Source organism: Blautia coccoides, assembly GCF_034355335.1.
Classification (GTDB): Bacteria; Bacillota; Clostridia; order Lachnospirales; family Lachnospiraceae; genus Blautia; species Blautia producta.
This window is the reverse complement of sequence record NZ_CP136422.1, coordinates 100,244-123,313: the sequence shown is the minus strand read 5'-3', so window position 1 is coordinate 123,313 and position 23,070 is coordinate 100,244. Positions and strand designations below refer to the sequence as shown.

Sequence of the window (23,070 nt, the reverse complement as noted above, 5' to 3'; positions counted from 1 at the left end):
GCTTTGCCTCAGCTTTTTGTAATCAACTATGATTTTTCTAATCAACCTTCATTTTTCTTTCTATCTGACATTTTATTCTATCACGGCAGCACACAGCCTTCAATAATAGAAAGCATAATTCCCCGACAGATTAAATAAGATAGAATAAACAACCTTTCCAGGACTTATTATGATACATAACATTCCTATCAAAAAATTTCTTGCAATTGCCCTGCTCTTCGCCGCCGCCTACTTTGCCGGCTGTTTCATAGCCGAGGCAGTAAACGGCGGTCAGACAGAATCAGCCTCTGCCTCCGCTGACGGCAACTGGGGCCTCAGTTTTCAGGAGGAAGGCAAACCGCCGGTTGCAAATGCCACCTTTGATGAACTAAAACAGTACGATGCTTATTATGCAGAAAACACAGAGGAAAAAGTCATTTATCTCACCTTTGACTGCGGCTATGAAAACGGAAACACGGCCACAATCCTGGATGCCCTGAAAAAACATAACGCTCCCGCCACCTTCTTTGTGGTAGGCAACTTTGTCTCCACCAGCCCTGATCTGGTGAAGCGAATGGTCAAAGAGGGACACATCGTGGGCAACCACTCTTACCACCACCCGGATATGTCGAAGATATCAACCATGGAATCCTTCTCCAAGGAGCTTCAGGAACTGGAAGATCTCTATACTGAGACCACCGGCAAACCTATGACCAAATTCTACCGTCCGCCTCAGGGAAAATACAGCGAAAGCAACCTGAAAATGGCACAAGAACTGGGATATAAAACCTTCTTCTGGAGTCTGGCCTATGTGGACTGGTACCAGGATAAACAGCCCACCAAGGAAGAGGCCTTCAGCAAACTCATTGGCCGTATCCATCCTGGCGCTGTTGTACTCTTACACAGCACTTCCAGCACCAATGCACAGATACTGGATGAACTGCTGACAAAATGGGAGGAGATGGGATATACCTTCCAGTCATTAGAACAGTTAGTGGAAAAGAGCGGGGCGGCGAAGAAGACGTCAAACATTGTATAATGTGACTCAACTGACTTAAACATAAAAAGCATTGAACATACCGAACTAACGGTGGTTCAATGCTTTTTATATTAATAATAGCTGCCGATCAGCCGTAATAGTTTAATTATACTGTGATCTTTCTCTTCTCATGCTCTGCCGCAACTTCCTCAACGGATTTTTCCTGAAGTCTGACTGCGCCTTTGTATCCTTCTTTTGTAGGAATCAAATCACCCTTTGCCAGGTTCTCTTTTGCCTGTGCAATGGCTTCTGTATACTGTGGCAGCCACTGTTCCTGAGCAACCAGCATCTCATCAATCATCTGCCATACTTCCGGCGGATTGCAGACAGCCCCTGTGAGGGGATCCATTAAGGCAGCCTGTTTCAGCAGTTTGGCATCGCCGTGTACAGCCGCTTCCACTGCAAGCTTCTGCACCCAGATGGACTGTGAGCATACAGCGGCACAACCCAGAGGAAGGTCGCCTACTTTTGGAACACTAATACCGTTTCCATCGACATAACAGGGAACCTCCACAACACTTTCATATGGAAGATTTGTGATACAGCCTTCATTCATCATATTGAAATGGCCTCTGTATTTCTTTCCTGTCTCAAGAGACTCGATTATGTAAGAGCAGTGTTCTTTTCCTCTCTCGGAACCATCCAGCTTTTTAGGTTCTTCCGCCAGAATCTTAGGATAATCTGTATCAAACCAGTTTCTTTCCTCCCTGGTCACACGCAGATATCCTCCTGTCTCTCCATTGATCCAGTTATCCAGATTGATCCAATCCTTGATTTCATCCGGACGTTTGCGGTACCAGGAAACATACTCGGAGAGATGTCCGTTGGATTCTGTGGAGTAGTATCCAAAGCGTTTCAGCATGTCTATACGCACTTTTTCCTCTTCGCTGAACTTCTCATGTGCTTCAAATCCCGGCAGGATTTTCTGCAGCATATCCTCTCCGTGATGTTTTACGGAAATATACCATGTCTGATGGTTGATACCTGCACAGATAATATCCAGTTCTTCTCTGGGAATACCCAGAACTTCCGCGATCTGCAGCTCCCCGTGTATTTCTCCGTGGCAAAGACCGATGGTCTTCACACCGCCGTATTTGTTGCAGGCCCAGGTAGCCATTGCGTTGGGATTGGAGTAATTGAGCATAATAGCTCCCTCCTCAGCCACCTCACGGATATCCTTGCAGAAATCCAGCATGGCAGCAATCACCCTCTGACCATACATGATACCGCCTGTGCACAGAGTATCACCTACACACTGGTCAACGCCATATTTCAGCGGGATTTCAATATCTGTCTCAAATCCCTCAAGCCCTCCAACACGCACACAGTTAATGATATAGCGGGCATTTCTGAATGCCTCTCTTCTGTCTGTCGTTGCCTCGATCTTCACCGGAATCCCGTTGGCATCCAGGTCTCTCTGGCATAAGGCTCTTGTTCTTTCCAGGTTCTCCCCATTGATATCTGTGAATGCAATCTCCACATCGCGAAGTTCGGGCACTGACATGATATCTGTAAATAATGTCCTTGCGAATACAAGGCTTCCCGCTCCGATAAATGCTATTTTAAAACTCATAATGTAACCTCCCATATTTATGGCAATAGGAAATCCGCAAATGTAATTTCTATTGCATCTCTTGGTTTTTATGATATTTATTATAAACGGTGAGTTTACGGGATGTGGAAAGTATTGTTGTTTGAATTTAAAAATGCAAGATATTGCCGCATATATTTTTCTTGACATTTAAGGATATGCATTTCAGAATAAGGGTATCAGAAAGGAGCATTCCCATGAGCATCTTTAATCCTATTCATCATTACATCTCCATAACCGCTTTTTATGCCCTTTCCCTGACAGAGTATGATATGCATACTCATGCCCACGCCAGTTGTGAAATTATGTACGTCACGAAAGGAAATTGTCATATTTATGTAAACCATGAAGAACATCGTCTGGAAGAACGGCAGTTTATTTTTCTGGACAGCGAAGTCCCGCATCGGTTATGGGTTCCCAAGGGTTCGCCCTGTTCCCTGCTGAACCTGGAATTCTGCTGTCAGAAGGAAAAGACCACTCTGGACCTTTTGGAACCAAGACGGGAAAGCGAATCCTTTGACCGTTTTTGCCGTTCCAAAAAAGCTATCTGGGTTTCCAATGATACCGGGAATCTGGGATATTCCCTGAAAGATCTTATCTCACAGTTGGAGCAGAAGATCCCTTATTCCAAAGATGTGCATATGTCACGAAAATACACGGCGCCTGATGCCGATTATCTGATCCGCCTGCTGTTTTTCCGCACAATGCTGGAACTCTCTTATTGTCTGCTGGAAAATACCAGGGCTACAGGGACCGTGTATCTGAAAAAAGCCACATCTTATATTTCAGCGCATCTTACCGAAGATATACGGATTCCGGAGCTGGCCGCTTATGCCGGAATCAATAAATCCTATCTGCAGTCACTCTTTAACAGACATCTGCACTGTACGATTACAGATTATGTCAACCGAAAACGTCTGGAACAGGCTGCCTTTTTATTGACAAACAGTTCCTTATCTGTGACTGATATTGCATTTCACGCGGGATACAACAGCCGCCAGCACTTTGGCAACACTTTTGAAAAATACTATGGTTCAAGCCCCAGAGCATATCGGCAGCTCCATGAAAAGAAAATGGAAACTTCAACAGGACACGGGCAGTATACTATAAGGGAAGATGGAACCTGGGACACAGAACCCCTGGAATAAAATAGGAGAGTGCAATTTTGTCTGCACTCTCCTGGTTTTTGTACTTCATAGTTCTTTTAATGCACAGATCCTGCGCCCATTCATTTTAGCTGCATATTAGCCGCATATATTTGGGGTACATAGAAATGGCATATCACATACTTATAAGTGTTCTAATTATATTTTTGTTTGCTTTTGGCAGAATTAGGCAAATACTGTTTACGTTTCTTATTTGCGACAATATTTTTTCTTTACAACTGCAGCTTATTAAAAATCCATATGTACGGCACCGGTCTGGCGAATCTGCATTACATAGATATTCTCTTCGCCCATGTATGGTGTCATGTATTTTACATAGTCTGCTGTCATATCTTTTGGAAGCACTGCTGCGATCACTCCGGCAAATCCGCCGCCGTGTACTCTGCAGTATCCTCTTCCCGCCTCTTCGATGAACATTTCTGTCAGTGCCAGCGCAACCGGAACAGCCTGTTCTGTCTCGTCTTTTGTTGCAAAACAGTTCTGCAGCCATTTCCAGGAAGAGTTTCCGGATTTGGTAATGCACTGTAAGAAGGTATCGTAATCTTTTTCTTTTATGGCTTTCACTGCAGCATCCACACGGTTCTGCTCTGCGAAGAAATGAAGGGCACGCATAACGGCTCTGTCACCTGCTTCTTTTCTCACTTTGTGCAGATTCTCCATGAATTCCTTTTCATCTACATCTGCCAGCACTTCTTTTCCCATAACCTGTGCTGCTTTTTTCATTTCAATGGGAACGGAGGAGTATTCTGCACTTAAATCTGCATGGCCTTTTCCTGTATTCACAATGATCAGGTCATATCCAAGCTGGTCATATCCGAAATCCAATTTCTCTACTTTCGGCATATCTTCTTTAAAATCAATGGTGATCACGCCACCCACTGCACAAGCCATTTGATCCAGCAGACCGGACTGTTTTTCCCAGTATTCGTGCTCTGCGTACTGGCCGATCTTGGCATACTCTACATAATCTATTTTACCGTCATTGCTGAAATAATCTACAATGGCACAGATAAGCATTTCAAAAGATGCGGATGAACTTACGCCTGCTGCACCAATCACGTCTGTGGATACGTATGCGTCAAAGCCTTCCACTTTATATCCTTTTTTCACAAAACCCTCAAACATACCAATCAGGAGAGAAAGGGTTCCCTGGCATTTGCAGGTTGTATCCATGTTGTCTAAATCAACAGTAATACTCTGGTTGTAATTCTCGCTGATAACGTGAACAAGTGAAGTTCCGTTCTTTCTGGCTGCAGCGATGGTATCCATAGCGATACTTCCGGTCAGCACCTTACCATGGTTGTGGTCTGTATGGTTGCCCAGGATTTCTGTTCTTCCCGGAGAGGTAAAGAAGTCCGCTTCACCTTCGCCGAATGCTTTTACAAATTCCTGATACAGATGATCATAACGCTCCTGCTCCACCTGCAATTTCTCTTCACCGTAAACTGTTTTCAGAGTTGCAACTGCTTTTTCATTTTCAAACATTGTAAAATACCTCCCGTTTTTCTTGACTCAAACTTTACTTGTATTATAATGTAGATATGAGGTGGATTTCTAGGAATATCTTGAATTATATATGGATTATATTGAGATTTTGATGTTTTCGCGGGGAGGAATAGGGATGCAGATACAGACAAACAGGAATCAGCGGGAAATAAAGGCGCATGGGGATTATACGTTTCCGGTATTGGTGAGTAAGGAGTGTATCACGGACTATGAGTTCGGGACATTTTCCTGGCATTGGCATTCGGAAATTGAGATGACGCTGGTGGCGGATGGAGAGATGATCTATCAGGTGAATGGGGCCGATTTCCACTTAAAAGAAGGAGATGTGATGTTTGGCAATGCCAATACGCTGCACAGCGGACATATGATTGAGGGGAAGGACTGCCATTATTGGAGTATAACCTTTGATCCTAAGATTGTGTATGGGTTTGAGAAGAGTCTGATACAGACAAAGTATGTGGATCTGGTAGTGAATGGGCATGAGTTCTCGGCGCTTTGGTTCGATGGGAGCGAGGAGTGGCATAGGGATATCCGGAAGAAGATGAGGAAGGTTATAGAACTGGATTTGGAGAGGCCGGACTTTTATGAGATGGAGGTGCAGATGCTGTTGTCGGAGATTTGGCTTGTTTTACTGCGGCATCAGGGGGCATTTCATCAGGAAACAGAGTCACTGAATCCTAAGGAGTTGGCCCGGTTGAAAACTATTTTGGGATTTATTCATGAGAATTATGATAAGAAGATCACTCTTACGGATATTGCGGATTCTGTGCATATCTGTAAGAGTGAGTGTTGCCGTTTTTTTAAGAAGCATATGAATGAGTCTTTATTTGATTATTTGCTGAGATACCGGGTGGAACAAAGTATTCCTTATTTGCGGGATGAGGAATATAGTATTACGGACGCAGCATTTAACTCCGGGTTCACGGATACCGGGTATTATTCACGGGTATTTCACAAATATACAGGGTGGGCACCTCGGGAGTTTCGAAAAGTGATGGGAAAGAATAGGGAGGTATTATTTGGTTGAGGGTATGAAGAAAAGTCTGTAAATAGGATTCTTCTATGATAAGACTTGGTGGAATGCTTAGAAATTAGGTATTCCACCTTTGTTTTATATATACCATCCAGAGGATGGCATGTCAATAGCAGGCGGCTTTTCCGCCTGTTTTAACCAAACTGTTTTTTATTCTGGAAGCCGTCCCTCATACATAATACTCAGTTCACCGTAGACCTGGCCCCAGTTCCGGATGGTGGTAGTCCACCTTTTTGTTGCTTCAAAAGTGGCTAGATACAGGGCTTTCAGCAGCGCTGTATCGCTCGGAAATACACTTCTCTGCTGGTTTAATTTCCGATACGTGGAATTCAGGGATTCTATGGCATTGGTCGTGTATATGACCTTCCGGACATCTACTGAAAACTTGAAGATCGGAGAAATAGAATCCCAGTTATCCTTCCAGCGTTTCATGGAATTCGGATATTTGGGTGTCCATTTCTCTGTTACCCTCTCAAGGGCTGCCAGAGCTTTCTTTTCGTCTGGCGCCTGATAGATTGTCTTCAGATCCGTTGCAAAAGCCTTCCTGTCTTTATCCGGAACATATTTCAGGGTATTTCTTACTTGATGGACAATACAGCGTTGATATTCTGTTTTGGGGAAGGCAGCCGCAATGGCTTCTTTGATCCCGGCCAGACCGTCGGCACAAAGGATCAGGATGTCTTTTACACCCCGGTTTTTTAATTCATTCAGAACAGAAAGCCAATATTTAGAGCTTTCATTATCTCCAACCTGAATGGTAAGGACTTCCTTTTTTCCTTCCGTATTGATCCCCAGGATCACATATGCCGCTAGTTTGCGGATCACCCCGTTATCCCGGACAGAATAGTGGATCGCATCGATAAAAAGGATCGGATATACTTCATCTAAGGGACGGTTCTGCCAGTCTTCGATCTGAGGAAGGATCTTATCTGTTACATCAGAAATAAATCCTTCCGAAGTTTCAAAGCCGTAAATATCTTCGATCGTTTCAGAAATCTGTCGGGTGGTCATCCCTTTGGCGTACATAGAAATGATCTTCTGATCAATATCTGAAATATCTTTCTGGCGTTTTTTTACGACCTGAGGCTGAAAAGTGGATTTGCGATCCTGAGGGACCTCAATCTCCATGGTACCATAACTGCTGTTTACGCGTTTGCGTTTGTAGCCATTTCGGTAATCCTCGTTATCAGAGCGTTCAGATTTTTCATATCCCAGATGATCCTCCATTTCTGCTTCCAACATTTCTTTGATTGTTCCACCCAGAAGATCTTTCAGAGCATCCTGAATATCTTCAGCTGTCTGAATATCGTATTCTTCCAGGAGCTGATGGATAATGTTACGTTTTCCTTCTGTCATTTGTACCCGATGTACAGGTTTTTTCTCTCTTGCCATAATAAAAGGCCCTCCTATGATTATTTTGATTTTATCATAGAAGAACCCTTCAATCACATATTTACAGAAAAAGTTTCACACTCCCATTTGGTTTTCTGAGTAACTGACTATTCCTATACTCCCCGCTTTTTCTAAGCCACTCAAGATGGAAAGCCAGTATTTAAAACTTTCATTTTCTCCTACCTCTATGGTCAGCATCTCTTTATATCTATCCTAGTTTACCAAAAAGTGGAATAGGCTGTAAGCTTACGCATGACACCAATAATGAATAGTATCTATAATAAAGCAGGGAATAGACTGTATAAAGAGTACGGTTTTGCCTATCCTCAATCTTTAGCATAATCTAATCGGTAGCATCTGAAATAAAGCCCTCAGAGATTTCAGATTCATAAATATCCTTCTGGCGTTTTTTATACCTAAGGTTACGAGGTGGGTTTGCGGTCCTGATGGTCCTGAATTTCCATGTTACATTGCTACTATATAAGCCGCTATAATTTATAGTCGTTACAGAGACCATCGTAGTTAAAGCGCTGAGATTTATCATATCCCAGATTCACTCCCTTTTTATCCTCTCTTCGCAAATTGGGGTTATATTACCGAAAAAGCTGTTGAATGATGGTGCATTTCCTGCCTGTTAATCAAACCTTATACACCTGTTTCTTTTCTCTTGTCATAAATAAAGGGCCTTCTATGATTATTTATTTTATCATAGAAGGCCTCTTACCAATATCTATTTACAAAAAACTTTCATAATTTATAGAAATTTTACGTCCTTATAGAACGTATCATTAAATTTGGGCATTTGCAAAAAATTAAAATAATTGCAACAAACTTTATCTTCCTAATTTTTTATACAATAGTTCATTTTATTCACGGCGTAGTACTACCATTACTATAAGTTATACTAAAATCTACTGTTCCCCTATATGTTCCAGCAAATGTCGCATCCTGCGTAGTAATTGTATATACTTGTTCTAATGCTCCTAGTTTTAACCCAGTTCCTGCTGCTGTGTCAAATGTAGCATTAATTGTATTCTCATTATTACTTGTATCCTTCAGTGCAAGTGTATTACCACCATCACCAGTTAAATTAGACGGTGCTACAGTGACAGTGCCTTTATAATCCAATACTGGATCCGTCTTAAGACTAACCTTACAACTACCTGCATTATTGCTTATCTCTACTTTACTAGGAATTAAAACAGTATATGATAATTCCTTAGTAACCTCAACGTCAGCGCTTCCTGTATTTGTACCACTAGCATATTCTTTGTCCTCCGCCAACACCGGCACACACATCCCAACAGTCATAACTCCAGCCAACCCCATAGCAACTAAACTTTTTTTCTTCATAATAAAATCCTCCTGAACTTTTTAATTTTTAATTAATTTCCACTTCTAAATCCGCAGCTTTGTTTTCATACACCACATGAAACATCAGCACCCCAGTATATTTCCCTGCACACAGATTTTCATTCTCTTCCGGCAGGACTTTCACCTCTCGTACTTCGCTCCAGCAATCCAGAATTACTTCATTCTGTATTGGTGTAATCAGATTACCAGCTATATCCAGCCGATATTCCCAACTGCTTTCCCCGCAATATAATGCAAAGAAGTTCCTATCCCTGCTCTCCGTTCCTTCCACAGTCACTGCCAATTCCCCTTCTTCCTCGGAAATCAGTTTTTTTGTCTGAATAGTAAAACTATCCATGCCCTCTGTTAATTTCACTTCTGAAGGAATTTCAACTACATAGACAGGTTCATTTGACGGTAATGGTTCTTCCTCCTCCGTCATTACACTTGAATCATCAGTTGAATCAATACTACTCTCCTCCGTTTCATCCTGAGGTGGAGTCACCCCATGGGCCTGTTCTTCCTGAATGGAATCATCTTCTTTCTGACCCTCATCGATCTCTTTGGAGGGGACACCTTCCTGATTCTGTTCCTCTGATTCTAATCCGCTCTCTTTTTCCTGGTTCTCATCTTCTTTCTTTTTTAATTGCTCATCCGTTATACCGGACTCTTCTTTTTGGGGTTCCTCTTCTTCAGATTCCTCTGTTGCAGAATCCGGTCCCTCCGGCTGTTCCTGACTTTCCTGCTGCTTTTTTAATTCTTCTTCTTTTAATTTTTCCAGCTCATACTTACAGGGAGTTTCCTCAACTGCCGGACGATAAGCACACTCCGGGCAATGTATAATCACGCCTTCTTTATCAATGTCCGTACACCCATGGTCACATGGTATTTCCGGTTGTGCTTCTCTATAGCCACAGGATGCATTGTGATGATGCACACTGTTGCTTTCCTCTGTCTTTTCCTCTTCCCCGGCACTGTCCAACAATTCATTGTCCTCTTCATGTTCCTCATCCGTGCCTGGAAGTTCCTCCGGTAGACCATCCACATACAAATCCTCATTTTGAGGTTCTGTTTGCAAGCCTATCTCTTCCTCTATATAATCAGATGCCACATAATCTGTATCTGCCAAAACCACCCCTGTATTCCCAACCGCCAGCACCGCTGACACAATAACAGAAATTACAATCCCTCTCCGATTCCTGCCGTTCATGAAACACCACCCTTACCTCACATCAAGCACTGTCTCCATATTTGCTCCATTCATAGGGGATAAGTCCACAATGCTTGCTGTCGTGATCCGCAGTTCAGCGGCATATTCCCCAGCATCCAACGCCTTGCTTAATGTAGCTGTTGTAATAGCCTCTCCCGGCGGTACCTGTTTTGACTCATAGAGCACTTCCCCGCTGTCCTTTAACACAAGCTGAAATGTAAAGTAACAGGGATTCCCTTCCGGGTTGGAAAAAGCCACGTCCACATCGGTCTGTCCCGCCGGTATATAGATTTTCGGATATCCCGGCAATTCTATGTTCTCTGCGTTCGGGTCGCCCTTAGGTGCTTCCGGTATGGTACCGTCCCAATCCCCGGCATTGGGGTCAATATCTGCGGACACCTGTTCTTCCTGAGCTTTGTCATCTCCCCCGCCAAACCATCCGAGCTTATATCCTGCCACGCCCGCACCGCCTACAGCGATGACACCCACTAAAGCGCCAATCATTATTTTCTGCCTCAGCACCGCTTTCTGAAGCTTCAGAGCATTGTCAGTAACGATTTCACCAGTGCTCTTGTTATTGTTTTCTTCCTCTTTCAATACACTCACCTCTGAACAAGTTTTCGGCCGCACAGATTATATTTTATGTTGATAGGATGTTTTTGTTATTATATATAATAACAAAGAGAGTATGCCTAGGCATACTCTCGCGCGGTTCCTGATTTTTTCAGTTTTCGGAGTTTGTGCGGCAAACCCCGGCGCTATGCCTGGTCTCTGCACAAATCTAAAGGGTAAGCTGCTTCCGAAAGGGACATTCTCTCTGATTTTCCGTACCAAAAGAATGCACTTATCCTGTGATAAGTACCTAACGGACTTTTTATCTCAGAGCAGACTTCCTCTGAAATAAAAACTGCCTGCAGTAATTTGCAGGCAGAAACGTATCGAAATAAAGCAAGGCTCTCAATTCACCTTACATCAAATAATACGGCAACTGGCTGTCATAGTCTGCATTCTAGACCTTAGACCCTTTAGCTTTGTGTCACTGCCTTTCGACAGCTTTACTATTATCGAAAATTTATCTTAATACAACTTTACTCCTTTCACAATTAAATGTCAACACAATTTTACTAAACAACAATATTGTTCTATCTTTGCCAAAATTATACAAATACGCTCTCATATGCGCAATTTCCTGAAGGCACTTTTTGATTCTAAAACCTTCCCCAAGCCCTCTCTCAATTCCCACAACTCTCATACCTCCCAAGCCCCCTCTTCATCACCAACACCGCCGCCCCCAGCATCACCACACACACTGCCGGCATGACTATCACCCCTACACCCATTCCGCTTTTCCCCAGCAGGTACCCCACCGGATAATAGCTGACAAACGCATACGGGATCAGATATCCAAATATCCCCCGCAGAATAGGCGGATAGATCATAAGCGGATACTTCGCCATCTCTCCAATAGAAATGGCAAAAAAATTCAAACTGTTCTTACCGCTCTCCATCCAGAAAGAAGCACAGCTTGCGATCCATATCATACAAACCCGAATCACGCAGCATTCCACAAGAAAAACCACCAGACAGACAATTTTCCACAAATTCCACCGGATATCACAGTGACTTACCCCCAATGCAAACACCGCGGCGGCAATCCCCATCTTATTCAGCCCGTCAAAATCAATCCTGGCAGTCAAAAGCTGCAGTCCCACCGGCAGGGGCCGCACCAGAAAACGGTCCAGATCCGCTAAATTGATCATCTCCGCAATCTTCCATGTCCCCTGAAAAAAGAAGTTGATACACCCCTCCGAGAACAAAAGAAAGCTGTATAACAGCAGTATTTCCCACAGCTTCCACCCTCCGACCTCAGGGATATTGCTGTAAATGATGCCAAGCACTCCCAGGTTACAGATCTGAGAAAACCCGGTAAAAAACACCATCATAAGGAAATCTGTCCTGTACTCGGCCAGGGATTTCATATTCTGCATCTGGATCTGCCCATACATCTTCAGATAATATATCCATCTTCTCATCACTCACCCTCCATACAGGGAAATTACCCCTGAAGCTTTCTTCCAAAACAGCGCACCGCACACCCACAAAATTCCGATCCACACAGCCTGCACCACGATACCCCGAAGACTTTCCGTCATGGAAAATGTCCCTATAAAAATACTGCAGGGCGTAAACACAATGCCCTGAAAAGGCAGTATCTCCACTGCCCTTCTCAGCACTCCCGGAAACATCACAAGGGGCAGAAGCGCCCCGGAAAAAAAGTTGGTGAGCACCTCCCTGGCCTTTGTCACCCCATAAGAATTATCCGTATAAAAGCACAGCAGAGAAAACAGATACTGTATCCCGAATTTTATCCCCATACCCAAAAACAACGACACAAAAAACAACAGCACTCTTCCCGCACTTATTCCCCCCACACCGTTTACCGACAGATACAGGATTCCCACCAGTGCCAGCGTTACGCCGAACTCCATCCCGGCTGTCCCAAGCATCCTGAAAAACAGCATTCCTCTGTAAGACACCGGCTTGAGCAGATCCAGGATAATATCCCCCTTAATGATCCTCTTTGCCGTATTCATCTCAAACCCAAAGGAAAAAGAGCTGTTGCACAGAAACGCCACAAACACATATTTTCTCATAATCTCCCAGGTATACCCATTCACCACACCCTGATATCTGAAAATACTTTTCCACACATAGTAGAGCACTGCAACCTGAATAAAGTTAGCCAGCATCCCTGTAATAAAATTGCTCCGGTATGCGCATCCCTCCAGAAATCCACACCGCATATAAGAAATATACTTTTTCATCCGCAGCTCCTCCTATTAAAAAGCCCGATCACAATCTGTTCCAGTGTCGTCCCCTCAGGATACTGCTCAAAAATCTTTCCCATCCTGTCATCAAATAAAATCTCTCCCTGCTCCAGGATGATGAGACGTCCGCACAGGGATTCCAAGTCATTTAAATCATGACTAGTCAGCAATACTGTGGTATTTCTCTCCTTATTTATCCTCTGCAAAAAACAGTAAATCCTCTGCTTTACCGCCACATCAAGCCCAATAGTAGGCTCATCCAGAAACAATACCGGCGGTTCGTGGAGCAGTGCCGCTGCCATATCTGCCCGCACCCTCTGTCCCAATGACAGTTTCCTGGCCGGCTGTCCCAGAAAAGGATCAAGCTCCAGAATTTCCCGAAACTCCCGCATATTTCGTTCATATCTCTCATCCGGTATCTCATAGATATTTTTCAGCAGCCGAAAGGTTTCGATCACGGGAATGTCCCACCAAAGCTGCGTCTTCTGTCCGAATACCACTCCGATCCTCCTGGCATTCTCCATCCTGTCCGCAAAAGGATTCTTTCCCATAATAGAGATTTCTCCCCCGCTGGGCTTCAGGATTCCTGTGAGCATCTTGATCGTGGTGGATTTCCCTGCGCCGTTTGCCCCTAAAAATGCCACACTCTCTCCCTCTTCTATGGAGAAAGACACCCCTTTTACAGCCTCTTTATGCCCATACTGAGGCTTTATAAGATGGCGGATACTTCCCCGTATCCCCTCTTCCTTTTTTACAGTTCTGTATTCTTTTTTCAAATCTCTGACTTCCATCAATGCCATTTTAAACACTTCCTTTTCTTCATTTATCACTGTTTTTCACACCCTCAAAAGAGACAGTCTGTAACTGTTCAGCAGCCTCACAGTTACGAGCAAAACCCTTGTAGAATTGCCTGCTGCGATGGAATTTATACCTGGCTGCCTGACGTTTTCTTACGGCCAGCACAGTAAATGCGCGGATCTCCTAAATAGCTGCCACAGTTCTATGGTCAGTAATTCGGTTCCTCTAAAAAATACCAGGCAGAGTATCATCTGTGAAGATACCGTACAACTACATCTGCTGAAAGGATAACAGACCGCCCTCAAAATGGACATATGCATTTCTAAGAAATGCCTGTTAAAATCTAACATCTTCCTGCCATCCTCTCGAATTTTGCCGTTTTCCATGATAAAATATCATCAGAGTAAAAAAATAGAAAGGAAGTGCTGCCATGCTCGGAAACAGGGATCTTCTCGTCCACCGGACTGCTGTCAGTCTCCTGTCCCTGCAGTTCAATCACTGCGGCATTCAGGAGTGCAGCCCGGGATATCAATACGGCTTTTATATGAAACCCTACCATCTTATCCACTTTATCCTGAAAGGCAGCGGCACCCTGGAAACAGAGGGAAAAACCTACACAGTCCGGGCCGGACAGGCTTTCTATATCCCCTCCGGTACCGCCGGACACTACCAGGCCTCCCCCACAGACCCCTGGAAATACACCTGGCTTGGTTTTTTCTGTGACTCCCGCAATCCTTTTATAGAGATGTTGTTTGGAAAAGACCGTGTAGCGGATATCAATCTGCCTTCCGATGAGTTGGAGCGCCTTATATTATCCCTTCTGTCCGTCACAGACCCCCGCCTGGAGGAGGTCACCTCCTACAAAAGAAACGAATACCCAGGGGAACAGTTTTTCCCTGTATCTCAGCCGGACAAATGCCTGGAGGTGAACAGCCGCATGCTTCATCTGTTTTCCCGCCTGATCCAAGCCCAGGCCAGCGGCTGCCCCTCCTCCATCCGGGAGAAAGATTATGCTCAGGACGCACGAGCCTTTATTGACTCCTGCTACTGTGAACCCATTAAAATACAGGATGCCGCGGATCTTCTTCATATTCACCCCAATTATTTGTGCTCTGTCTTTAAAAAAGCCTACGGACAGACCCCCAGGGAATATCTGAAAGCGTTGAGGATGGAACGGGCCGCCACGCTTCTTCTCAGAACAGATCAGCCGGTCTCAACCATTGCCGCATCTGTGGGCTTTTCCAACCCTTTTCAGTTTTCAGCCATGTTCAAGAAATACTTCGGCCTTTCACCTGCCGCCTACCGCAAAAAAGGGTAGTATATAAAAAAAGATATCCGCCGGCATCCCTGCCGATGGATATCTTTTTTCTTCTCTATAAGGGCGCTCCCTCATAATCACCTTTTTTATTCTTATATACCAGTTCTTCCTCTTCCTCCCTGTAAGCTCTGGGACTCATTCCGTAATGCTGCTTGAATATCTTGGAAAACGCAAGCTGGTCCACATAGCCCACAGAATTGGCAATGGCATTGATCTGCATATCTGTGTTTTTCAGCAGGGATCTGGCCTTTTCCATACGAAGGTTTACAAGATACTCCTGCGGCGAACAGCCTATAGCCTTTTTAAAACTGCTCGTCAGGTAACTCCTGTTCACGCCAATGTAGTCCGCCAGCTCATTGATCTTGATCTTCTGGTTATAATTAAAGGAAATATACTCCATTGCATGCTTCACATACACAGAACCGGGATACGGATGCGGACTGCCTGAACCGGGAATATTCTGCCTGTGCTCATCGATCAGCGCAGAGAAAAACAACATCAGAAGCCCGTTCCGCCTCAGCTCATCCGTATAGGAGAGCTGATGTGCCTCCAGCATGGAGTCAATATATTCATTCAGCACCTTCATACATTCAACCTTGTGCACAGGGGTCTTTACAGAAAATCCTGCGCTGTTGGCACACTCTTCTGCCTTTAATCCGGTAAATCCCACCCACATATAGCACCACGGGTCTTCCATGTCAGCCTCATACCACGCCTCCGTGTTAGGCGGGATCAGAAACGCATCCCCTGCACTCAGATTATATTTCTTTTTATATATCTCCAGAGTCCCCTTACCCTCTCTCACAATATGCAGCACATAAGAAGTCCTCTTATTCGGCCCGAACCTGTGCCCGGGATCGCAGTATTCCCAGCCGCAGTAGATAAGGCAAAGCTCTACGGCTTCTCTCTGCAGATCCTCCAGACATCTGTATCTGGCCGAACTGGTAAAGCCGGTTGTGTGTTTCAATGTAATCCCTCCCCCTGTATGCATAGACGGGCAATATACCTGCTCTTCTGCCATAATAAAAAACGGCGGAAATGTCCAGGAACACTACCCTGAACATTCCCGCCTCAAAATTCTAGTCTGTTACCTCTTTCAGGGTGTAGAGCAGGGATGCAAAATCTCCGCCCTTTTTATTCAAATCTTCCCTGTCAATCGGTATTCCCACCTGCATCAGCTCATCGCCGTATGCCCGGTAGGTTTTCACCATATTTTTCTCTGTCCGTATACCATATATCTTTGCAAGACTGTCATCATAGGACGCTGACGGCGCTAAGTCGCAGCTCACCTCATACAGCATGTCCGCATCCAATCCCTGAAGCTTCAGCCTGATCCAGGACGCGTTTACCTTGTTCATTCTCTGGTAGAATCCTGCAACTGCCTGGGTTTTATCCTGAGCCACTACCATCCAGGCGGTGTCATTTCCCTCAAAAGGACTTAACAGCCGGTAGAAATCACCGTCTATCTGGATCAGCTCTCTGTACTCCTTCATGAACGCAACCTGTTTCTTAACACTTTCAATCTCCGCCTCAGACAGCAGGTTCAGATCCAGTTCATATCCAAAGGTTCCGAAATACGCCACATTTGCCCTTGTCTCAATGGGTGTCAAACGGTGCATCTGATGGTTCGGCACTGCGGATACATGAGAACCCATGCTGACAATGGGATATACATAAGAAGTACCGTACTGGATCTTTGTCCTCTCACTGGCATCCGTGTCATCGCTGGTCCAGGTCTGCGGTGCAAAATAAAGCATAGCCGGGTCAAATCTGGCCCCGCCGCTGGCACAGGATTCAAACAGGATTTCCGGAAATTCCGTTGTCAAACGTGTGTACAGGTCATACACACCCAAAATGTATTTATGCATCACCTTACCCTGCTGTGAGGCGTCTGCCCCTCTGCTGTAAGGCTCTGTCATGTAACGGTTCATATCCCATTTAATGTAGGAGATGGATGATTCCCTGAGTACCTTTGCGATTATTTCGTAGATATAATCTACCACTTCTTTTCTGGAGAAGTCAAGTACATGCTGGTGTCTGGCGTGTGACTCAAAACGGTCCGGTGTGCTGATCAGCCAGTCCGGATGTGCCCGGTAAAGGTCACTGTCCTTATTCACCATCTCCAGCTCTACCCAGAGACCGAACTTCAATCCCAAAGCTTCCACCTTGCGGGAAAGTCCTGCAATGCCGTCCGGCAGTTTCTCAAGGTTTACATACCAGTCGCCAAGGCCTCTGTAATCATCATTTCTGGCCCCGAACCATCCGTCATCAAGGACGAACAGCTCCACACCAGCCTCTTTTGCCTTCTTTGCTATGGTTAAAATCTTTTCCTCATTAAAGTCAAAGTATGTGGCCTCCCAGTTATTGAGCAGGATCGGGCGTGCCTTGTCTCTCCAGGTTCCCCTCATGAGGCGTTTCCTGTACAGTCTGTGATATGCCTGGCTCATCTTATTCAGACCCCGGTCACTGTATACCATAACCACCTCAGGAGCCTGGAAGGTTTCACCCTGATTCAGTTCCCATGCAAAATCCTCAGGATTGATACCCAGCATGACTCTTGTCATGTCAAACGTGGAAACCTCTGCCTGGGCCAGGAAATTGCCGCTGTACACCAGACTAAATCCATAGACTTCCCCCTGGTCTTCTGTGGTATGAGGACGCTTCAGGGCAATGAACGGATTGTGTTCCGCGCCGCTGCATGTGCCGTTTAACCCCTGCACAGATTGAATGCCCATCTCCAGCTTTCTGTTCTTCACATAACGCTCTCTGGACCATGCGCCGGATAACTGTACCAGCTCATAATCCATATCCAGGAACTCCACACTGGCACTCATGACACGCTCCAGGATGATCTTCTGCTCCCCTTTCTGTTCAAAACGGACATTCCGGGTGATCACTGGATACGCCTCATAAATAGTATAAGTGAGCACCATATCTGTATCTGTCACTTTGTCATGAAGTGTGATCTCCAGTGTCTCCGCCTCATCCTCAGACTCTGTGTAAGTGGACGGAAGAGGTTCGATAGATTTCTTTCCTCTGTAAATCTCATGAGATACATAGGAAAATTCTACTATCCTGCTGCCGTTTTCCTGCAGAACAGTCAGCGCAGGACTTCTGTAATCACCGGTTCCGTACACCGGATACTCCTGCCTTGTATACTGCATGGACAGTATACCGGGTTCCGGAACACACACGGACATCTGGGAGCGCATAGCCTCCTCGTGGAGATAGCCAAAATCCTCTTTGTCACGGACTGCCTTTCCATAGTACAGATTCTCTAACTGTCCGTTCTCCATGATCCGCATAAGGTAGCTTACTTCACTATTATAAATATGAAATTCTTTGGTCTTTTCATGAAATTTTACTGCCATCTTTTTCTCCTTTTAAAACTTTCTCTCCTTTTAAAAACAGGCCGGCGCAATAACACCTTATTACGCCGGCCTTAAATTTCTTAAAGTTTACCACCGCTGGTTGCAATACCTTCGATGAACTGTTTCTGGAAAATCATATAGAGGACGATCATCGGGATACAGGCAATCAGGGAAGCTGCCATTAATTCCGGGAATTTGGAGGTATACTGCCCCTGCATTTTCGCAAGTGCGGAGGACAGAACCAGCATGTCCTTATCTGTGTTGACGATCATCGGCCACATCAGGTCTTTGAAGGCAAACACTGCTGTGAAGATTCCCAGGGCAACCATACTGGACCGGGTAAGCGGTGCCATGATATAAAGGAAGGTCTGTCCGATATTACATCCGTCCAGCCTTGCAGCTTCTTCCAGGTCATTGGGAAGTCCCATGTAACCCTGGCGGAGCAGGAAGGTACCGAATGCTGTGACAATACCGGGGAATACCAGTGCAAAAATGGTATTCAGCATTCCCATTTTACTTACCATCAGGTACTGAGGAATGATGAAGATCTGTACCGGAACCATCATCTGCAGAAGAACCAGGGAGAAACAGAAGTCTCTTCCTTTAAAGTGCAGACGTCCGAAAGCATAACCTGCCATAGTAGCTGTCAGTACCGCGCAGACAACGCGGAACAGGATCAGAAGCAGGGTATTTTTATACAGGATCAGGAAGTTCATGTTCTCCATAACGGAGGTGAACGCTTCTGTTCTCCAAACCTTCGGGAAGATGACAAACGGGTTCACGGATGTTGCTTCTGTCACTGACTTGAACGCAGTGAGGATCATCCATATAAAAGGTATCAGCATCGTTATAGATACCAGAATCAATATTATATGAATAAGAGTGTTTATTAATTTGCTTTTTCTTTCCATACTATCCATAATGCATCCCCCTTTCTAGTTGTAGAACACCCATTTTTTCTGTCCTATCATCTGGAACACCGTGATGATCATGGTGATGACCAGAAGCAGGATAACAATAGTTGCACCGTAACCCATGTTCTTATTGATGAACGCGTATTTGTAGAACAGGTATACCAGGGACTGGGTCTTTTCCAGAGCCGGGTTGGATTTGTCCATTACCATGTACATGAGATCGAATACCTGAAGGGAACCGATGACACGTGTTACAAGAACAAAGAAAATAGTTGGGGATAACAGGGGTACTGTTATATGGAAGAAACTCTTAACACCCGTAGCACCGTCAATCTCCGCCGCTTCATAATAGTCGTGGGGGATCTCCTGCAGACCGGATATAAATAACACCATGTTATAACCTATAATGGACCATACACCGATAACAGCAATGGAAAATACTGCGATCTTGGGATCTGACACCCATTTAACACTTGTATGGAACACATTGTTGATCAGACCGAAATCTGAGTTGAACAGCCATCTCCAAACCATGGCAACTGCCGCCGGAGCTGCAACCATGGGGAGGAAGATGATAGTACGGTAAATACCGCGGCCCTTCATTTTTCTGTTAAGCAGAACTGCCAGAACAAGGGCGATCACAATCGAGAACGGAACCTCTACGATCGCATATTTAAATGTGTTGATCAGAGACTGCCAAACCTCCTGGTCTCCGAATACTTTTACATAATTCTCTACTCCGACAAAGATGTTTCCTTTTCCGAAATCCCCTGTCTTGAAGAAACTCTGGTACAGGGTCTGGAAGATCGGGATGATATTTAAAACAACCAGACCAATCACAGTTGGAAGGATAAACAGCCAGCCCCACAAAAACTCGCTGCGCTCCCTGCTGGTTTTCATCTGTTTCTTTGTATTTCCATTACTAGCCACGCCACTCACTCCTTTTCCAAATGCAGGCAGATTCTTACGAACCTGCCTGCAATTTAATCCTCGGTCAATTCAGCTTCCCTTTGATCACTCCTCGGCTAATTTCTCATTCATCTGCTCTGCCATCTTCTTGCAGGCATCTTCCATGGACATTTCACCGGTGTATACGCTCTTTAAGATTTCGTTGTCTTCATTTTCCCAGGTAACTGTTGTTTTGGAATATGGTCTGATCACCATGTCATCCATCATGTTCAGATATGCCTCTAAGTTAAAGTCAGCAGATTTTGCCCATGCGTCAGAGGTACCTGTGTATGCAGACATTGTAACGCCAAGTTCAGCCTGTTTTTCCTGAGCTTCTTTGGATCCCAGGTACTCGATCAGCTGCCAAGCTTCATCTGTGTGGCTGCCGTTAGCTGCTGCTGCCCATCCGAGTCCGTTATAGATGGAGGCTCTTCTTCCTGTTGACGCGTTCTTCGGAAGTTCTACAACGTCACAGTTTTCTGCTGTGTACTCATTGTCACGATATGCTGCCAGCATCCAGGAACCCTGGAATACCATAGCAACTTTTCCGGACTGGAACAGTACGTCCTCACCGTTCTCAGACATTGTCTCGATGGAAGGCATAACTCCGTCTTTGATCCATCCTTCTAACATCTGCATTGCTTCGATGGTCTTAGGATCATCCCATCCGGATGTTTTCTTGTCATCACTGATGACGGTTCCGCCGTTATCATAGATCATGTTGTAGTAACCGGCCTGGTTGTTGTCATTTCTCAGAGCCATACCGTACTGGCTTCCGTCTTCTTTTGTCAGCTTCTTAGCTGCTTCTGTCACGTCATCCCATGTCCAGTCTGCTGTAGGATAGTCAAGTCCGGCCTCATCAAACATTGCCTTGTTGTACCACAGAGCGATGGTATCTACATCCTTAGGAACTGCATAATATTTGTCTTCATATGTATACAGACCCCAGATATCGGATGGGTAGTTTTCCGGGTCGATCTTATCACTGTCTGCAATCTTGTCTGTCAGATCAAGAAGCATATCATTGGACATGTATCTCTGGCTCTCATTGGAATGCATCCAGAATACATCCGGAAGGGAACCGCCCTGTGCGCCTGCCTCCAACATGGTCCAATACTCGTCCCATTTTACTACAGAAAGTTTTGTCTTAATGCCGGTCTGCTCTGTAAAGTCAGCCAGGATTTCTTTGATACCCGGTTCCTGGTTGGTATCCCAGATAGATACGGAAAGTTCTGCATCACTGGAGCTACCGCTTTCGGCCTTCTCGCCTTCACCTTCTGTCTTTGTGCTGCTGTCGTCAGAACCCTTGCTGTCTCCGCCGCTGTTTCCTCCACATGCTGCCAGTGACAGTGCCATAACGCTTGCCAGTGATAATGCTGCTACCTTTCTGAATTTCATACTTGCTCCTCCTTTTGCATTAAAGTTTTCGTCAGATTAACAGTTTTTACTGTATCCCTGAGTGATATCCTTATTATAGTTGCACATGGAATAATGTTAAATGGATATATGTTTTTATAATATGTCATAATGTTATATGTTTGTGCGTTTTTTACACTTTTCCTTGATTTCACCAGGTTTTCATTGCAGTTTAATTGCCTTGCAAGCTTTGTTTTCCATATACTTTTGATAGTTTTCGTCACAATGACGGGTTCATTCTCACATATCAAGACCACATTAAGTCTAAATCAGATTACATTATTCCATATTTTTTACAATTTTCCTGTTTTTTCTATTTTTCCGCTCAAAATTACATACCGCAATTGCATTCTTCATCATTTAATGCTAGAATAACCCTTAGAATCATATCAAAGCATGTAACGGCCGGCAGAAAAAATGTACAAACCTGCCAATCAGTTACTAAAATACATTCTATTCAGAAAGGGCGGAAATTATGAATCTTTTAAACGAAGACAATGTAGTTCATATTTTTCTCAGCAAAATCGGAGATCTGGTGGTCGCCAATCTTTTGTTCATTCTCTGCTGTATCCCCGTCATCACCATAGGACCGGCCATGACAGCGCTGTATCACTGCACACTGCGCATGGTAAAAGGAAATGACAGCAGTACATCCAAAACCTTTTTCCGCGCGTTCAAACAAAATTTCGTCCAATCCCTGGTGATCTGGCTGGGCATTCTGCTGGCAGGAGTCATATTGTTTCTGAATATCCGTTTTCTTATGCAGACTCAGGGTACATTTTCCTATGGAAAGATTCTGCTCTACATGTCAGAGGCTCTTATGGGTCTTCTGGTGATCGTGGCCCTCTACATCTTCCCAGTCATTGCGGCTTTTGCCAACACCGCCGGGAAACTGCTGAAAAACGCATTTTTGTTTGCCTTCATGCATTTCCCCTCCACACTGGCCATGGCTGTCATTACCATTCTGCCCATGTATATGACATATCAGGATCTGAAGCTAATGCCTCTGTACGCGTGCTGTTGGTTCTTCTTCGGCTTTGCCCTCACGGCTTATATTGACTCGTTCTTTCTGTATCGTATCTTCCGGCCTTATCTGGAAAAAGAAGAGGAGTTGCCAAAAGAGGAAACACGGTAAACATGGATTTCCGAAAAAAGCATCCTGCCTGAAGGATGTTTCCATACAACAAAAAGGCACCGTCTGCGGAGCC

19 protein-coding genes and 1 riboswitch are annotated in these 23,070 nt (G+C 44.8%); of the genes, 5 read left to right on the top strand and 14 right to left on the bottom strand.

Features of this window, described 5'->3' with window-relative positions; genetic code table 11:
* Positions 1-169 precede the first annotated feature (169 nt).
* Positions 170-1,018, top strand: coding sequence for a delta-lactam-biosynthetic de-N-acetylase (gene pdaA / locus BLCOC_RS00535; RefSeq protein ID WP_018597148.1), 849 nt, complete (start codon positions 170-172; stop codon positions 1,016-1,018).
* A gap of 106 nt (positions 1,019-1,124) precedes the next feature.
* Here the strand turns inward: pdaA and melA are convergent, their stop codons facing one another.
* Positions 1,125-2,591: an alpha-glucosidase/alpha-galactosidase gene (gene melA, locus BLCOC_RS00530; protein WP_029470921.1), complete on the bottom strand. Its 1,467-nt coding sequence runs from the start codon at positions 2,589-2,591 to the stop codon at positions 1,125-1,127.
* Between the two features lie 215 nt (positions 2,592-2,806).
* Here melA and BLCOC_RS00525 point away from each other — a divergent pair, with 215 nt between their 5' ends.
* On the top strand, positions 2,807-3,757 hold the full coding sequence (locus BLCOC_RS00525; protein ID WP_115624031.1) for an AraC family transcriptional regulator: 951 nt from the start codon (positions 2,807-2,809) through the stop codon (positions 3,755-3,757).
* 246 nt (positions 3,758-4,003) lie between these two features.
* Here the strand turns inward: BLCOC_RS00525 and BLCOC_RS00520 are convergent, their stop codons facing one another.
* Positions 4,004-5,260 (bottom strand): galactokinase, encoded by a 1,257-nt coding sequence (locus BLCOC_RS00520; protein ID WP_115624030.1) that lies wholly within the window; start codon positions 5,258-5,260, stop codon positions 4,004-4,006.
* 136 nt (positions 5,261-5,396) lie between these two features.
* Here BLCOC_RS00520 and BLCOC_RS00515 point away from each other — a divergent pair, with 136 nt between their 5' ends.
* Positions 5,397-6,308 carry a helix-turn-helix transcriptional regulator gene (locus BLCOC_RS00515; RefSeq protein WP_115624029.1) on the top strand — a complete coding sequence of 304 codons (912 nt, stop codon included), beginning with the start codon at positions 5,397-5,399 and terminating at the stop codon, positions 6,306-6,308.
* 156 nt (positions 6,309-6,464) lie between these two features.
* On the opposite strand, the gene BLCOC_RS00510 is transcribed toward BLCOC_RS00515, so the two are convergent.
* The 7 genes from BLCOC_RS00510 to BLCOC_RS00480 all read right to left on the bottom strand — a co-directional run bounded on the left by BLCOC_RS00510 (position 6,465) and on the right by BLCOC_RS00480 (position 13,897).
* Positions 6,465-7,706 (bottom strand): IS256 family transposase, encoded by a 1,242-nt coding sequence (locus tag BLCOC_RS00510; protein WP_115624028.1) that lies wholly within the window; start codon positions 7,704-7,706, stop codon positions 6,465-6,467.
* 870 nt (positions 7,707-8,576) lie between these two features.
* Positions 8,577-9,059 carry a hypothetical protein gene (locus BLCOC_RS00505; protein WP_115624027.1) on the bottom strand — a complete coding sequence of 161 codons (483 nt, stop codon included), beginning with the start codon at positions 9,057-9,059 and terminating at the stop codon, positions 8,577-8,579.
* Between the two features lie 28 nt (positions 9,060-9,087).
* Complete coding sequence (locus BLCOC_RS00500; RefSeq protein WP_115624026.1) at positions 9,088-10,269, bottom strand: hypothetical protein; 1,182 nt, start codon at positions 10,267-10,269, stop codon at positions 9,088-9,090.
* Positions 10,270-10,281: 12 nt separating this feature from the next.
* Positions 10,282-10,866 (bottom strand): hypothetical protein, encoded by a 585-nt coding sequence (locus tag BLCOC_RS00495; RefSeq protein ID WP_029470942.1) that lies wholly within the window; start codon positions 10,864-10,866, stop codon positions 10,282-10,284.
* Between the two features lie 383 nt (positions 10,867-11,249).
* A riboswitch (cyclic di-GMP riboswitch) is annotated at positions 11,250-11,339 on the bottom strand.
* Positions 11,340-11,501: 162 nt separating this feature from the next.
* Positions 11,502-12,302, bottom strand: coding sequence for an ABC transporter permease (locus tag BLCOC_RS00490; protein ID WP_115624024.1), 801 nt, complete (start codon positions 12,300-12,302; stop codon positions 11,502-11,504).
* 3 nt (positions 12,303-12,305) lie between these two features.
* The gene (locus BLCOC_RS00485; protein ID WP_115624023.1) at positions 12,306-13,094 is read right to left on the bottom strand and encodes an ABC transporter permease; all 789 of its coding nucleotides are present in this window, start codon (positions 13,092-13,094) and stop codon (positions 12,306-12,308) included.
* Positions 13,091-13,897 (bottom strand): ABC transporter ATP-binding protein, encoded by an 807-nt coding sequence (locus tag BLCOC_RS00480; protein ID WP_115624022.1) that lies wholly within the window; start codon positions 13,895-13,897, stop codon positions 13,091-13,093. Before BLCOC_RS00480 ends, BLCOC_RS00485 begins: the two co-directional genes overlap by 4 nt.
* Positions 13,898-14,325: 428 nt before the next feature.
* Between BLCOC_RS00480 and BLCOC_RS00475 the strand changes: the two genes are divergently transcribed.
* Complete coding sequence (locus BLCOC_RS00475) at positions 14,326-15,213, top strand: AraC family transcriptional regulator (RefSeq protein ID WP_115624021.1); 888 nt, start codon at positions 14,326-14,328, stop codon at positions 15,211-15,213.
* 55 nt (positions 15,214-15,268) lie between these two features.
* Here the strand turns inward: BLCOC_RS00475 and BLCOC_RS00470 are convergent, their stop codons facing one another.
* From BLCOC_RS00470 to BLCOC_RS00450, 5 genes are all read right to left on the bottom strand, one after another.
* Complete coding sequence (locus tag BLCOC_RS00470; protein ID WP_018597170.1) at positions 15,269-16,180, bottom strand: AraC family transcriptional regulator; 912 nt, start codon at positions 16,178-16,180, stop codon at positions 15,269-15,271.
* 112 nt (positions 16,181-16,292) lie between these two features.
* Positions 16,293-18,584, bottom strand: a complete 2,292-nt coding sequence (locus BLCOC_RS00465) for an alpha-galactosidase (RefSeq protein ID WP_115624020.1) — start codon at positions 18,582-18,584, stop codon at positions 16,293-16,295.
* 80 nt (positions 18,585-18,664) lie between these two features.
* Entirely contained in the window at positions 18,665-19,504 is an 840-nt protein-coding gene (locus tag BLCOC_RS00460; RefSeq protein ID WP_044954450.1) for a carbohydrate ABC transporter permease, read from the bottom strand.
* Between the two features lie 15 nt (positions 19,505-19,519).
* Positions 19,520-20,398 carry a carbohydrate ABC transporter permease gene (locus BLCOC_RS00455; protein ID WP_115625511.1) on the bottom strand — a complete coding sequence of 293 codons (879 nt, stop codon included), beginning with the start codon at positions 20,396-20,398 and terminating at the stop codon, positions 19,520-19,522.
* 114 nt (positions 20,399-20,512) lie between these two features.
* Entirely contained in the window at positions 20,513-21,844 is a 1,332-nt protein-coding gene (locus tag BLCOC_RS00450) for an ABC transporter substrate-binding protein (RefSeq protein ID WP_115624019.1), read from the bottom strand.
* 493 nt (positions 21,845-22,337) lie between these two features.
* Between BLCOC_RS00450 and BLCOC_RS00445 the strand changes: the two genes are divergently transcribed.
* Positions 22,338-22,997 carry a YesL family protein gene (locus BLCOC_RS00445; RefSeq protein WP_115624018.1) on the top strand — a complete coding sequence of 220 codons (660 nt, stop codon included), beginning with the start codon at positions 22,338-22,340 and terminating at the stop codon, positions 22,995-22,997.
* Positions 22,998-23,070 lie beyond the last annotated feature (73 nt).

Excerpts from the sequence above, each read along its gene's own strand:
- pdaA (WP_018597148.1), top strand. The coding sequence starts at position 170 with ATGATACATAACATTCCTATCAAAAAATTTCTTGCAATTGCCCTGCTC.
- melA (WP_029470921.1), bottom strand. The coding sequence starts at position 2,591 with ATGAGTTTTAAAATAGCATTTATCGGAGCGGGAAGCCTTGTATTCGCA.
- BLCOC_RS00525 (WP_115624031.1), top strand. The coding sequence starts at position 2,807 with ATGAGCATCTTTAATCCTATTCATCATTACATCTCCATAACCGCTTTT.
- BLCOC_RS00520 (WP_115624030.1), bottom strand. The coding sequence starts at position 5,260 with ATGTTTGAAAATGAAAAAGCAGTTGCAACTCTGAAAACAGTTTACGGT.
- BLCOC_RS00515 (WP_115624029.1), top strand. The coding sequence starts at position 5,397 with ATGCAGATACAGACAAACAGGAATCAGCGGGAAATAAAGGCGCATGGG.
- BLCOC_RS00510 (WP_115624028.1), bottom strand. The coding sequence starts at position 7,706 with ATGGCAAGAGAGAAAAAACCTGTACATCGGGTACAAATGACAGAAGGA.
- BLCOC_RS00505 (WP_115624027.1), bottom strand. The coding sequence starts at position 9,059 with ATGAAGAAAAAAAGTTTAGTTGCTATGGGGTTGGCTGGAGTTATGACT.
- BLCOC_RS00500 (WP_115624026.1), bottom strand. The coding sequence starts at position 10,269 with ATGAACGGCAGGAATCGGAGAGGGATTGTAATTTCTGTTATTGTGTCA.
- BLCOC_RS00490 (WP_115624024.1), bottom strand. The coding sequence starts at position 12,302 with ATGAGAAGATGGATATATTATCTGAAGATGTATGGGCAGATCCAGATG.
- BLCOC_RS00485 (WP_115624023.1), bottom strand. The coding sequence starts at position 13,094 with ATGAAAAAGTATATTTCTTATATGCGGTGTGGATTTCTGGAGGGATGC.
- BLCOC_RS00480 (WP_115624022.1), bottom strand. The coding sequence starts at position 13,897 with ATGGCATTGATGGAAGTCAGAGATTTGAAAAAAGAATACAGAACTGTA.
- BLCOC_RS00475 (WP_115624021.1), top strand. The coding sequence starts at position 14,326 with ATGCTCGGAAACAGGGATCTTCTCGTCCACCGGACTGCTGTCAGTCTC.
- BLCOC_RS00465 (WP_115624020.1), bottom strand. The coding sequence starts at position 18,584 with ATGGCAGTAAAATTTCATGAAAAGACCAAAGAATTTCATATTTATAAT.
- BLCOC_RS00460 (WP_044954450.1), bottom strand. The coding sequence starts at position 19,504 with ATGGATAGTATGGAAAGAAAAAGCAAATTAATAAACACTCTTATTCAT.
- BLCOC_RS00455 (WP_115625511.1), bottom strand. The coding sequence starts at position 20,398 with ATGAAAACCAGCAGGGAGCGCAGCGAGTTTTTGTGGGGCTGGCTGTTT.
- BLCOC_RS00450 (WP_115624019.1), bottom strand. The coding sequence starts at position 21,844 with ATGAAATTCAGAAAGGTAGCAGCATTATCACTGGCAAGCGTTATGGCA.
- BLCOC_RS00445 (WP_115624018.1), top strand. The coding sequence starts at position 22,338 with ATGAATCTTTTAAACGAAGACAATGTAGTTCATATTTTTCTCAGCAAA.